The 13,515-nt window shown below is 69.9% G+C and carries 8 protein-coding genes and 1 pseudogene; 8 read left to right on the top strand and 1 reads right to left on the bottom strand.

What is annotated here, in order from left to right; all coding sequences use genetic code 11:
• Positions 1–169 precede the first annotated feature (169 nt).
• From ACGFYN_RS02130 to ACGFYN_RS02100, 7 genes are all read left to right on the top strand, one after another.
• Positions 170–1,519, top strand: a complete 1,350-nt coding sequence (locus ACGFYN_RS02130) for an extracellular solute-binding protein (protein WP_393863787.1) — start codon at positions 170–172, stop codon at positions 1,517–1,519.
• Positions 1,516–2,514 (top strand): carbohydrate ABC transporter permease, encoded by a 999-nt coding sequence (locus ACGFYN_RS02125; protein ID WP_393863786.1) that lies wholly within the window; start codon positions 1,516–1,518, stop codon positions 2,512–2,514. The genes ACGFYN_RS02130 and ACGFYN_RS02125 overlap by 4 nt, the downstream gene beginning before the upstream one ends.
• Positions 2,511–3,374: a carbohydrate ABC transporter permease gene (locus tag ACGFYN_RS02120; RefSeq protein WP_393863785.1), complete on the top strand. Its 864-nt coding sequence runs from the start codon at positions 2,511–2,513 to the stop codon at positions 3,372–3,374. The genes ACGFYN_RS02125 and ACGFYN_RS02120 overlap by 4 nt, the downstream gene beginning before the upstream one ends.
• 32 nt (positions 3,375–3,406) lie before the next feature.
• Positions 3,407–4,936 carry a glycosyl hydrolase family 28 protein gene (locus ACGFYN_RS02115; RefSeq protein ID WP_393863784.1) on the top strand — a complete coding sequence of 510 codons (1,530 nt, stop codon included), beginning with the start codon at positions 3,407–3,409 and terminating at the stop codon, positions 4,934–4,936.
• Complete coding sequence (locus tag ACGFYN_RS02110) at positions 4,933–8,268, top strand: alginate lyase family protein (RefSeq protein WP_393863783.1); 3,336 nt, start codon at positions 4,933–4,935, stop codon at positions 8,266–8,268. Before ACGFYN_RS02115 ends, ACGFYN_RS02110 begins: the two co-directional genes overlap by 4 nt.
• Before the next feature lie 35 nt (positions 8,269–8,303).
• Positions 8,304–9,560, top strand: coding sequence for an alginate lyase family protein (locus tag ACGFYN_RS02105; RefSeq protein ID WP_393863782.1), 1,257 nt, complete (start codon positions 8,304–8,306; stop codon positions 9,558–9,560).
• Between the two features lie 141 nt (positions 9,561–9,701).
• Positions 9,702–11,288 (top strand): carboxylesterase/lipase family protein, encoded by a 1,587-nt coding sequence (locus ACGFYN_RS02100; RefSeq protein WP_393863781.1) that lies wholly within the window; start codon positions 9,702–9,704, stop codon positions 11,286–11,288.
• 39 nt (positions 11,289–11,327) lie between these two features.
• On the opposite strand, the gene mmuM is transcribed toward ACGFYN_RS02100, so the two are convergent.
• Positions 11,328–12,245, bottom strand: a complete 918-nt coding sequence (gene mmuM, locus ACGFYN_RS02095; RefSeq protein ID WP_393863780.1) for a homocysteine S-methyltransferase — start codon at positions 12,243–12,245, stop codon at positions 11,328–11,330.
• Between the two features lie 185 nt (positions 12,246–12,430).
• Here mmuM and ACGFYN_RS02090 point away from each other — a divergent pair.
• Positions 12,431–13,507, top strand: a pseudogene (locus ACGFYN_RS02090) (family 43 glycosylhydrolase).
• The last annotated feature ends 8 nt before the right edge of the window (positions 13,508–13,515 follow it).

Here is a 13,515-nt window from a genome sequence, read left to right as displayed (position 1 = left end):
AACCCACTCTTTTCGAAAGTCCACCCAGCCCCTTGACGTGCCGTGTTCCTCGGCGGAAGCTCCGTGCACCGCATAGCAAACGGTTCCCGAAACATTCACGCGTTGCCGCCGTCCCGAGCCGCGTGCCCAAGCCCCAGTCATCCAACTCCGCGAAGAGAGTGGGTCGTTCATGCGCTCCCAGGCCGGTGCTCCGCTGAGTCGCCGCCGCTTTCTCGCCCTCTCGGCAGCCGGTGCCGCGGCCGGTACGGCTTCCCTCGGTGGCTGCGCCATGCAGGTTTCCACCGGGGTGGGCGACTCGGTCGAGACCGTCACGATGATGGTCGAGCCCGACGACATCACGCCCGATCTCGTCAAGCAGGCCAAGAAGGACACCGGCATCACGATCAGGCGGGTCGACTTCGACATCACCAAATTGATCGCGATGCTCACCAGCGGCAACCCACCGGACCTGGTGCGCGCCGTCGGCGCGACGGACGCGGCGTACTTCGCGGCCCGGGACGTGATGGAGGAGCTCGACCCGTACTTCGCCAGGAGCAGCGTGCTCAGGGTCGACGACCTCGACCCGGTCAACGACCTGTGGCGCTACGACGGCAGAACCCAGGGCAAGGGCCCCCGCTACGGCATGGCGAAGGACTTCTCCCAGGACTCCATGTACTGGTACAACACTGCTGCCTTCGACAAGAAGGGCGTCGGCTACCCGGCAGAGACGGAGCCCGTCACCTTCGAGGAGTGGCTGGAGAACGCCCAGCGCCTCGTGCAGCGTTCGAAGGGCCAGACGACCGTGTTCGGCGGCAGCTACAACGGCCTGACCAGACTCACTCTGATGGCGACCCTGACGGCATCCGCCGGAGGAAGCCTGTTCAGCGACGACTTCTCCCGCGCCGACTTCACCTCGTCCGAAGCCCGCAAGGCGCTCGCCTGGTACATCGGCTACTGCAGACTCAACGTCGGGCCGACGCCCGTCGATCCCGCCCCCGAAGGCTGGGACGGGCCGAGCTACCAGGCCGGACGGATGGCCATGTCGAACTCCGGCTACTGGCTGGGCGGCATGATCGGCACCGACAGGAAGCTGGCGCAGGTGTCACGTCTTGCTCCGGCCCCGGTCTTCGCTGGCGGTCCGCGCATCAGCGCCTGCCAGGGCGGCACCGGTCTGTGGATGCCGCGGAAGGCGAGGAACAAGGACGCCGCGTGGCGGGTCTTCGAGTGGTTCTTCGGCGAGGCACCGGCCAAGGCACGCGCGGCCGGCGGCTGGGGGATCCCGACTCTGAAGTCTCTGCGTCCGCTGATGCCGGGCAAGGAGGACTACCAGGAACGGGCGCTGAAGGCACAGGAGAGCGAGCTCGAGCACTTCTCGGTCGTCTCCGTCACCCCGTACATCACGGGCGACGCCTTCGACTCCCTCTTCAACCAGCTCACCCCGGCCGCGATGAGGGGGGAGATGTCCGTCGTCACTCTCGCCGGACATCTGAACTCGGCCATCAACGACCAGCTCAAGCGCGGTAAGGAGCAGGTGGGATGACGGTCGATCAGGTTTCTCCGGTGGCGGACCGGCCGCGTTCGCCCGCGAGCGCCGGCCGATCCCGGTCCGTCGGCGGTACCGGACCCTCGATGACTACGCGCAGGCACCGCGCCTTCTACATGTTCACTTCGCCGTGGATCATCGGGTTCTCGCTGCTGACCATCGCGCCGATGGCATACGCCCTGTGGCTGAGTTTCACCACCTACGACGGCATCTCGCCGAACTGGCACTACGTCGGCCTCGGCAACTACCGCGAGCTGCTGAACGACTCCCGGACCTGGGACGCCCTGGGGCGCACGGGCCTGTTCGCGGTCCTGTCCGTGCCGCTGTCGATCGTCGCCGGGCTGGCGCTTGCCGTCCTGATCAACCGGCCCGTCAAGGTGCGCGGACTGTTCCGTACCCTGCTCTATCTCCCGGCGGTGGTGCCACCGGTCGGCGCGGGGATCGCCTTCAAGAACCTCTTCGACCAGAACTCCGGCGCCGCGAACGGTGTGCTGACCTTCTTGGGCTTCGACGCGATCGGCTGGCTGGCCGACCCCTACGCCCGGTACGTGCTCGTCATGACCGTGCTGTGGGCTGCCGGAAACGTCATGATCATCTCGCTGGCCGGGCTCCAGGACGTGCCTCGCGAACTGCACGAGGCGGCCCGCATCGACGGGGCGAGCGCCTGGCGGTCCTTCCGCAGCATCACCGTGCCGCTGCTGTCGCCGGTGCTTCTCTTCCAGACCGTGACCGGGGTGATCGCCTCGGTGCAGACCATCATGCCGATGCTGCTTGCGCCCACGGCCACCACGGCCGGCCTCACCACGATTCCGCAGTCCGACTACACGTACATGATCCATGTCTTCTCCGAGTACTTCGCGCTCGGTCGCTACGGATACGCCTCCGCGCTGCTCTGGGTGCTCTTCGTCCTGATCCTCGTCGCCACCGGGCTCATCTTCAGGTTCACGTCCGGCGTGGTGTTCTACAACGTCGACCCGGAGGCGAAGAAGTGACCGCCACCAGCCTCGATCCCCAGTCCTCGGCCCGTATGCGCATACGCGGCAGCCGCCTTGTCCTCTACGCCGTCCTCGTCGGCGTCACCGGGCTCCTTCTCGGTCCCTTCGGCTGGCTGGTCCTCACCGGCCTCAAGGCCCCGTCCGAACTGGCGGCCGCGCCCGTGCACTGGCTGCCCGACCACTTCCAGTGGCACAACTTCGCCGACGCCTTCCACCTCATCGACTTCCTCGGCTACGCCCGCAACTCCCTGATCATCTCCCTCATCTACGCCACCCTCGTCACCCTGAGCTCCGCCTGGGTCGGCTTCGGGTTCGCCCGTCTTGCCGCACCCGGCAAGAAGACTCTGTTCGGCATTCTCATCGGCTCGATGATGCTGCCGCAGATGATCACCCTGCTGCCGACGTACCTGATCTTCGCCAGGCTCGGCATGGTCGACACCTACTGGCCCTGGGTGCTGTGGGGCCTGTCGTCCGCGCCGTATCTGGTCTTCCTCTTCCGGCAGTTCTTCGCAGGTCTGCCCCGTGAGCTGGAGGAGGCGGCGATCGTCGACGGCTGCGGCTACGGCGGCGTCTTCTGGCGGATCTTCCTTCCGCAGTCCTGGCCGGTGCTGTCCGCGAGCTTCGTCATCGCCTTCACCTGGACCTGGGGCGACTACATCGCGCCGCAGCTCCTGCTGTCCACCGACCACTCCACGCTGGCCGTCGCCGTGATGTCCACGTACGTCTCCACGGCCGGCACGCCCATCACCAACCTCCAGGCCGCGGCGTCCGTGATGTACGTCGTCCCGATCCTGCTGATCTTCCTCGTCGCCCAGCGCGGCTTCGTCTCCGGAATGTCCACGTCCGGCCTCAAGTAACCCCCTGTCACCACCTGTTGCAAGGAGACCTGATGAACACACCCCTGTCCCGCCGCACCGCGCTGCAGGCGGCCGGCGCCACGGTGCTCGCCGCCGGGCTCACCGATCTGACGGCCACGGCGGCCCATGGCGACGAGTCCGGCGTCAACTCCGCGCCCAGGCTGGTCACCTACCCCCGCCCGTCCGGTATGCCGACCAACACCAGTTTCAGGGTGCGGGTCCGCACCGCACCCGACGGCGACTGGCAGACGCTCGACGTCTACCGGCCCCAGCTGGAGGAGATCAACCCGACCACCGGCTCGGGCAAGGTCTACGACTCCTCGATGGTGTACTTCGACTTCCAGGGCTCCGCAGAGGTCGAGGTGACGTACCTCAAGGGCGGGACCACCAAGGCCCGGGTGAGACCGGACTCGTACGGCATCAGGCCCGAACTCGGCGGTGACACCCTGGCGTTCACGCTCGACGAGCCCAAGGACCTGGTCGTCCAGATCAACGAGGAGATCTTCGACTGTCTGCACGTCATCACCAACCATGTCGACCACCACCCGTGCAGCCCCGACGACCCGGACGTCATCTACTTCGGTCCCGGCCTGCACAAGGTCACCGGCGACGTCCTCACCGTCCCCAGCGGCAAGACCGTGCATCTCGCGGGCGGCGCGGTCCTGCAGGCGCAGGTGTTCTTCAAGAACGTGGAGAAGGCAGCCCTCACCGGCCACGGCATGCTCAACGCCGGCCCCGGCGGCATCCTCTGCGAAGGCAGCAAGAACATCCGTGTCGAGGACGTCATCGTCATGAACCCGAACGGTTACGCGGGCACGTTCGGCATGAGCGAGAACGTCCACGTCAAGAAGGCACGCGCGTTCAGCTCGAAAGGCAACGGAGACGGCTTCGACGTCTTCTCCTCGACCGGGATCGTCTTCGACGGCTGTTTCATGCGCAACTCCGACGACTGCCTCGCCATCTACTGCCATCGCTGGGACTACTACGGCGACACCCGCGACATCACCATCCAGAACTGCACCCTGTGGGCAGACGTCGCGCATCCGATCAACGTCGGCACGCACGGGAACACCGACGCGCCCGAGGTGATCGAGAACCTGGTCATCAGGAACATCGACGTCCTCGACCACCGCGAACCGCAGATGAACTACCAGGGCTGCATCGCCCTCAACCCCGGTGACTCCAACCTGATCAGGAACGTGCGCATCGAGGACGTCCGGATCGAGGACTTCCGCCGGGGCCAGGTCATCTACATGAAGGTGATGTACAACCCGAAGTACAACACCTCGGTGGGCCGCGGCATCGAGGACGTCTACGTCAAGAACCTCAGCTACACGGGCACTCACGCCAACCCGTCGCTGTTCCTCGGCTACGACGCCGACCACGCCGTCAAGAACGTCACGTTCGAGAACCTGGTGATCAACGGCGTCGTCATCGCCGACTCGATGAAGAAGCCGACCTGGTACTACACCACCGACGCCGTCCAGTGGTTCTACAACGAGCACGTGACGAACCTGAGGTTCCTCACCACCGCCGAGGCCGAGGCGGCCGCCGCGTCATGACGATCCCGACCCCCGCGCCGAGCCGCCGCGGCTTTCTCGGCGGTACGGCCGCGCTGCTGCTCGCGTCTGGTACGGGCGCACTGCTCGTGCCCGGCGCGGCGGAGGCCGCCGGGAGCGACACCGGTTCCAGGGCCTTCGCCCACCCCGGGCTGCTGCACTCCTCCGCCGACCTGGCGAGGATGAAGGCAGCGGTCGCCGCGAAGCAATCCCCGGTCCACGACGGGTACTTGGCGTTCGCCGCGCACGCCCGCTCGCAGGCGACGTACACGATCCAGAACACGGGGCAGATCACGTCCTGGGGCCGCGGGCCCGCCGACTTCCAGAGCCAGGCCGTGGCCGACTCGGCCGCCGCCTACCAGAACGCCCTCATGTGGGCCGTCACCGGCGACCGGGCGCACGCGGACAAGGCCCGCGACATCCTCGACGCCTGGTCGGCCTCGCTCACGGCGATCACCGGCGCGGACGGACCGCTCGGCGCCGGCCTCCAGGCCTTCAAGTTCCTCAACGCGGCCGAACTGCTGCGCCACACCGGCTACGACGGATGGGCCGAGGCGGACGTCGCCCGCTGCGTCCGGTCCTTCCTGGACGTCTGGTATCCGGCCGTGTCCGGCTACATGCTCTACGCCAACGGCAACTGGGACCTGACGGCCATTCAGACGATTCTGGCCATCGGCGTGTTCTGCGAGGAGCCCGTGCTCTTCGAGGACGCCCTGCGCTTCGCAGCGGCCGGCGCCGGCAACGGCAGCGTCCCGCACCGCGTGGTCACCGAGGCGGGACAGGGCCAGGAGTCCGGCCGCGACCAGGGCCACGAACAGCTCGCGGTCGGCCTGACCGGCGACGTCGCCCAGGTCGCCTGGAACCAGGGCGTCGACCTGTGGGGCTTCGACGGCAACCGCGTCCTGGCCAACTTCGAGTACGCCGCCCGCTACAACCTCGGCGGCGATGTGCCCTTCACCCCCGACCTCGACCGCACCGGCAAGTACATCAAGACCGCCGTCTCCGCCACCGGCCGCGGCAGCCTGCCGCCGATCTACGAGATGGCGTACGCCCATTACGCGGGTGTACGCGGTCTCGACGCCCCGTACACGAAGGCCGCGCTCTTCCGCGGCACCGGCGGTACCCGCGTCGTCGAGGGCAGCAACGACGACCTGCCCAGCTGGGGAACCTTCGCCTACGCCGACGCGACAGCTCCCGCCGAGGACGTGCCGACGGCTCCGGCCGGTGTCACCGCGCTCGGCAACGACCGTGCGATCACGGTGAGTTGGCTGCCCTCGGCCTGGGCCACCGGCTACGTCGTCCGCCGGGCCACGCGTCCCCAAGGCCCGTACGTGGAGATCGGCAAGGTCGACAGGGCGTCGTACAGCGACGGCGACGCCCGCTCGGGGCGGACGTACCACTACACGGTCCGCGCCCTCAACTCCCGGGGAGTCAGCGGTGATTCACGCATAGCCTCCGCCACCACCGGCCTCCCCACCCCCTGGTCCACCCGCGACCTCGGCGACGTGCGGATCCCCGGCTCCGCCGCCTTCGACGGGGAGCGGTTCGTGCTGGAGGCGAGCGGCACCGCCGACACCTGCCGTCTCGTGCATCTGCCCCTGCGCGGCGACGGCGCGGTCACCGCGCGCATCGTGTGGCCGCTCAGCTCGCAGTACTCCAGGATCGGCGTCACCGTCCTCGCTTCACCCGACTCCGACGCGGCGCATGCCGCGATGCTGATCCAGGGGCTGCCCCTGCACACCTGGAGCGGTGTGTGGAGCGTGCGGCCCGAGGCGGGGGCGGACATCGCCGCCACCGGCAGCACCCCCGTGCCGCCCGCCCAGCAGAACGCCATCACCACCGCTGCCGCCTTCCCGATCTCCGACCTGGGGGCGCTTCCGCAGTCCGCGACGCCGCTGGAGGCGCCCTACGTCGAGGGCGCGGGCGACGGCTACCGGCTGCGGGCGCCGTACTGGGTGCGTGTGACCCGCAAGGGCCGGCGCTGCACCGGCGCCATCTCCCCGGACGGCATCCGCTGGACCGAAGTCGGTTCGACGGACGTCGAGTTGGGGAACTCCGCGTACGCGGGCCTCGTCCTCACCTCCTGCCTCGGCGTCGACGAGGACTACGCCGAGATGGGCACCGGCGCCTTCGACAACGTCACCGTGACGTCGGGACCGTCCAACGTGTGGTCCGTGCCGCGCCCCGCCGGGGCCGCGACCGCCCTGCGGGCCTCCAGCGGTAGCGATGCCGTGGAACTGGCCTGGACCGACCCCGACCTCTCCGCCCGCTTCAAGGTGCTGCGCGCCACGGACGCCGACGGCCCGTTCCACACCATCGCGACCGGCGTCGGCTCGGTCGGCTTCGGCACCCGCGTGAGGTACGCGGATGCCACCGGCGCTCCCGGGACGACGTACCACTACGCCGTCGTGAAGACGAACGCCGGTGGCCGCGGCCCGCTCTCGGAGCCCGCGTCCGCCGAGATGCCGTCTCCGAGGACACCTCAACTCACCTCGCCGGTAACGGCTTTCGCCAACAGGGGTGTGCCCTTCCAGTACCTCCTCCGCGCCACGCACGAGCCCGTCCGCTTCGACGCTCGCGGTCTTCCCGGCGGCCTGCGTATCGACAGACGCACCGGCCTGATCTCCGGAACGCCCGACCGGAACGGCGAGTTCACGGTCGCGGCCACCGCGGGCAACGCGTCGGGCGACACGACCGGCACCCTCTCCCTCACGGTCGGCACACCTCCGCCCGCGCCCTGGTCCTACGGCGACCTCGGCGACGTGATTCTCGACGACCGCGTCTACGGGACCCTGGGCGTGGTCGCGATCCGGACGCCCGGCAGCACGTCGTACGACGGCGGGACCTTCACCGTCCGCGGCGCGGGCGTCGACCTGACCGTCAACAACCAGGGGATGACAGGGCAGTTCGTACGGCGGCCCGTCACCGGCGACTGCGAGGTCACCGCCCGGCTGGTGTCCCGCGACGGGGCCACCGCCGACCGGGTCGGCCTGCTGATGGCCAAGTCGCTGTCGCCGTTCGACCAGGCCGCCGGGGCGATCGTGTCCGGTGGGACGAGCGCGCAGCTGATGCTGCGCAGGACCGTGGCCGGTGCCTCCGCGTTCTCCGGCACCGCGACCGTCCAACTTCCCCTGCTGCTGCGGCTGAAGCGCACCGGGACCGCCTTCGCCGCGGCCGTCTCCACCGACGACGGCGCCACCTGGACCGCGCTCGCCTCCGGCGAGATCCCCGGCTTCGGCGACGCCCCCTGCCACGTGGGTCTCGTGGTCTGCTCCCGCAGTCCGCAGGCCCTCGGCACCGCCACGTTCGACGAGGTGAGCATCACCACCGACTGACCACCCATGTCCTCCCCACGGATCGGAGTCGCACGATGAGCCGCACTTCCCCCCACCGAGCGCCCAGGCAGAGCGGGTTGAGCCGCCGCGGTCTGCTGAAGACCGCCGGCGGCGTCACCGCCGCCCTCACCCTCGGGGGCTCGGCGGCCGCGCTGGCCGGCAGCACCGCGAGCGCCGCCCCGTCCGCCTTCACCCATCCCGGCATGCTCCACAACGCCGGTGACATCAACCGCGCCAAGGTCAGGGTCGCGGCGGGCACCGACCCCTGGCTGTCCGGCTGGAACAGGCTGACCGCCAACTCCCACTCCGTGTCCACCTGGAAGCCCAGCCCGCAGGCCACGATCGTGCGAGGCGGCACCGGCGAGAACTACGGCACCCTCTACAACGACATCGCCGCCGCCTACCAGAACGCCCTGCGCTGGAAGGTCGGCGGCACCGAGGCGAACGCGGCGTGCGCGGCACGGATTCTCAACGCCTGGTCCGCCACCCTGAAGACCGTCACCGGCAACGCCGACCGGTTCCTCGCCGCCGGCATCTACGGCTGGGAGTTCGCCAACGCCGCCGAACTCATGCGGGACTACGGCGACTTCGACCTGGCCGCCTTCCAGCAGATGATGGCCGACGTCTTCTACCCGCTCAACAACCAGTTCCTCACCGGCCACAACGACGCCTGCATCACCAACTACTGGGCCAACTGGGACCTGTGCAACATGGCCTCGGTCATGGCCATCGGAATCCTCAACGACGACGGCGCCAAGTACGACCAGGCCGTCACCTACTTCAAGTCCGGTGCGGGCAACGGCTCGATCGCGCACGCCGTGCCGTACCTCTACACGGACTCCGACGGCTACGCCCTCGGCCAGTGGCAGGAGTCCGGCCGCGACCAGGGCCACACGGTGATGGGCATGGGCCAGATGGGCGCGGTCTGCGAGATGGCCTGGAATCAGGGAGACGACCTGTACTCGTACGACGGCCGCCGGTTCATGAAGGCAGCCCAGTACGTGGCCAAGTACAACCTGGGCAGCGACGTGCCCTTCACCACCTACACCTGGGGCAGCGGGCAGAACTGCGCGCAGAACTCACAGAACGTGATCTCCGCCGCCTCCCGCGGCCAGGCCCGCCCGGTGTGGGCGATGCTGCACTACCACTACAACCGGCGCCTGACCCTCGACGACAAGTACATCTCCCAGATGTGCTTCTCCGTCGCCCCGGAGGGAGGCGGCGGTGACTACGGCTCCAACAGCGGCGGCTACGACCAGCTCGGCCTCGGCACATTGATGTACGCAAAGTAGCCGTGCCCCGCGCGAAAGGATACGCACAGTAACCGTGTCCCCCGGCCGGCGGCCGAAACGCGCTCTGCACCGGAATACCGCGCCGTCCTGTGGTGCTCTGTTGTTCACGGTGCAGCAGCGCGTGAGGAAGCTGGTGGTCGTATGACGGCAGCAGTCCCTGCAGACCCCGTGGTCGGCACGCCGTACGGAGCCGTAAGGGGCCGGTACGAGCAGGGGATCGCCGTGTTCCGCGGCGTCCCGTACGCCGCGCCACCCTTCGGCCCCCGGCGGTTCAGGCCCCCCGTGCCTCCCGAGCCCTGGGACGGTGTGCGCGACGCGGGTTCCTTCGGGCCGACGGCGCCCAAGCCGCCGTACTCCGAGTCCTTCGCCACCTACCTGTCGGACCCCGACGTGCCCGGTGACGACTGCCTCAACCTCAACGTGTGGACGCCGGAGCCGGGCCCAGGTGCCCGGCTCCCCGTCCTGGTGTGGCTGCACGGCGGCGCCCTGACCAGGGGCTCGTCCGCCGTGCCGGTGTACGACGGGCGGGCCTTCGCCCGGGACGGCGTGGTCCTGGTCTCGGTGAACTACCGGCTGGGCGTGGAGGGCTTCGGCCTCTTCCCGGACACTCCCGCCAACCCCGGTCTGCGGGACCAGCTGGCCGCCCTGGAGTGGGTGCACGCGTCGATCGCGGCCTTCGGCGGCGACCCGGACCGGATCACCCTCTTCGGCCAGTCGGCGGGGGCGATCAGCATCGGGGCCCTGCTGGCCGCCCCGCAGACACAGGGGCTGATACGCCGGGCGGTCCTGCAGAGTGGGCCGCCCGAGGCGTTCGAACGGGACAAGGTGCGCCGGATGGTGCGCCGTATGGCGACCCGGCTGAAGATTCCCGCGACCGCCGCGGCCTTCGCCGAGGTCGACCGCGAGCTGCTGCTGCGCACCCAGGGGGACGTGGGCCGGCTCAGCAGCCCCGTGCTCGGCGGTCCCTCCTTCGGCATCGTCGTCGACGGCGACCTCGTGCCCCGCGACCCCCTGGAGGCCCTCGTGGAGGGCGACGCGGCCCGGGGTGTCGACCTGATGATGGGCTGGACCAGCGACGAGTACCGCCTCTGGCTCGTCCCCGGCGGACTGGTGGAACGCGTCGACCGGCTGGGGCCCGTCGCTCTGGCGGGCGCCATGGCCCGCTGCCACTGCGGCACGGAGGTGCCGCGCGGCTACCGCACCCTGCACCCGGAGGCCGGGACCGCCGAGATCGTCGGGCAGATCGTCACCGACCATCTGCTGCGCGTCCCGCTGCACCGGCTGGCCGACGCCCGCAGCGGCTCCTCGTACGTCTACGAGTTCGCCTGGCCCTCCAACCTCCCCGGCCTCGGCGCCTGCCACGCGCTGGAACTCGGCTTCGTGTTCGACACCGGTGACGTGCCGGAGTCGCGCAAGCTGGCCGGCGAGGGTGGTCCCGACGAACTGGCCCGGGCGATGCACGCCGCGTGGGTCCGGTTCGCCGCCGAGGGAAACCCCGGCTGGCAGCCCTGGGACGCGACACATCCCGTGCGCATCTTCGACGCCGGCCTGCCGCGCGTCGCGCACGGACCGCGGGACGCCGAGCTCGCCCTGTGGAGCGCCGACGCCCTTCCCCTGCCGGAGGCCGCCCGCGTGCCGGTCCCCCTGCTTGCCGCGCCCCCGCGCGGCACGGAGCTGCGCTCGGTCGTCCGACGGCTGCGGCTGCCCGGCTCGGTCCGCAGGCAGTGACCACAGAGTTTGAAGATCCCGAAGGCGTCCGGCCCCGTTTCAGCCCCGCAAGGCCTGCGCGATGCCCGCGACCGCCTCCGGTCCCACCCGGCAGCACCCGCCGATCAGCCGGGCGCCGGACGCCCGCCAGCCGGCGACCTCGTCCGGGGTGAAGGTCGCCCGGCCGTCCCAGGCGCGGGCCACAGCGTCCCAGGCCTCGCCGCTGTTGGGATAGACCACGACCGGTTTGCCGGTCACGCGTACGGCGGTCCCGACCGCGCCGCCGACGTCCGCGGGGGCACAGCAGTTGACGCCGACCGCGATGACCTCGTCGGCCTCGGCGGCGAGCGCGAAGGCCTCCTCCAGGGGCTGGCCGGCGCGGGTGCGGCCGCCCGCGACCGAGTACGACAGCCAGGCCGGCACGCCGAGCCCCCGCAGCGCCCGCAGCAGCACCGCCGCCTCGTCGGCGTCGGGCACCGTCTCCAGCGCCAGTACGTCGGGACGGGCCGCGGCGAGCACCTCCAGACGCGGCCGGTGGAAACGCTCCAGCTCGTCGACGCTCAGGCCGTACCGCCCCCGGTACTCGGACCCGTCCGCGAGCATCGCCCCGTACGGCCCGGCGGACGCCGCCACCCACAGCGGCCGCGCGATCCCCTTCGCCCGGGCCCGCCGCACCGCCGTGCGCCCCAACTCCACGCTGAGGGCCAGGAGTTCGGCGGCCCTGTCATGGCCGATGCCCCGCTTGGCGAAGCCTTCGAAGGTGGCCTGGTAGCTCGACGTGATCGCCACGTCCGCGCCCGCCTCGTAGTACGCGAGGTGCGCCTCGACGATCGCCTCCGGCCGGTCCGCGAGCAGCCGTGCCGACCACAACTCGTCGCTCAGGTCGTACCCGGCGGACTCCAGCTGGTTGGCCAGGCCGCCGTCCAGGACGACGGTCCCGGCGGCGAGGGCTGCGGCAAGGCTGTTCGTGCTGGTCATGCGGTTGACGGTAGCCGAACCTGTGAGCACGTGCCGAACAGGGGGGAAAGCGCTGTCTATTGGTCCCGCCGGACCCGTTGACCTCGTTGCGCCGCACCTCTACCTTTTCGACGTTCGTAATGGCAGATAGCGTTCGTTATCTCGAACGAGCTCTGCATCCCCCCGCCCCCGCGAGAGGCAGCCGTATGAGCCGCAACGACGACTTCCCCGAGCCCCCGAGTCGCCGCCTGATGCTGAAGGGTGCCGCCCTCGCCGCGGGCGCCCTGGCGGCCACCCCGGCCGTGGCGGCGGCCGCGCCGAGGCCGGCTCCGTTCCTGAACCCGCTCGTGCGTCAGCGCGCCGACCCGTACATCCACCGCCATGCCGACGGCCACTACTACTTCACGGCCACCGTCCCCGAGTACGACCGGATCATCCTGCGCCGCTCCCGCACGCTGAACGGCCTGGCGACCGCCGCAGAGTCCGTCGTCTGGACCAAGCACGCCACCGGTGCCATGGGAGCCCACATCTGGGCCCCGGAGATCCACCGCATCGGCGGCAAGTGGTACATCTACTTCGCGTCCGCGCCCGCCGAGAGCGTGTGGGACATCCGCATCTGGGTCCTGGAGAACGCCGACCACGATCCCTTCAAGGGGACTTGGGCGGAGAAGGGCCGGATCAGGACGGCCTGGGAGACCTTCTCGCTCGACGCCACCACCTTCACCCACCGCGGCACGCGCTATCTCGTCTGGGCCCAGCACGAGCCGGACATGGACAACAACACCGCCCTGTGGCTGTCGAAGATGGCGAACCCGTGGACCCTGGCCTGACCCCAAGTGCGGCTCTCCATACCGGAGTACGACTGGGAGTGCGTCGGCTACAAGGTAAACGAGGGCCCCGCGGTGCTCGCCCGCAACGGCCGCATCTTCCTGTCGTACTCGGCCGCCGCCACGGACCACCACTACTGCATGGGCCTGCTGACCGTGGACGCGGACGCCGACCTGATGAACCCCGCCAACTGGTCCAAGTCGCCCGTCCCCGTCTTCACCAGCAACGACACCACCAAGCAGTACGGCCCCGGCCACAACTGCTTCACGGTCGCCGAGGACGGCCGCAGCGACGTCCTCGTCTACCACGCCCGCCAGTACAAGGAGATCACCGGCGACCCCCTGAACGACCCGAACCGCCACACCCGGATCCAGAACCTCGGATGGAACCCGGACGGCACCCCGGACTTCGGCATACCCGTCGCCGACACGGCGGCCGGCACGGCCGCCGGCTGAGGCCAAGG

Origin of the sequence: Streptomyces sp. NPDC048419, from assembly GCF_043200415.1 — a bacterium.
Taxonomy (GTDB): Bacteria; Actinomycetota; Actinomycetes; order Streptomycetales; family Streptomycetaceae; genus Streptomyces.
The sequence above is the reverse complement of the archived record's forward strand: the minus strand, read 5'-3'. Positions and strand labels throughout refer to the sequence as shown.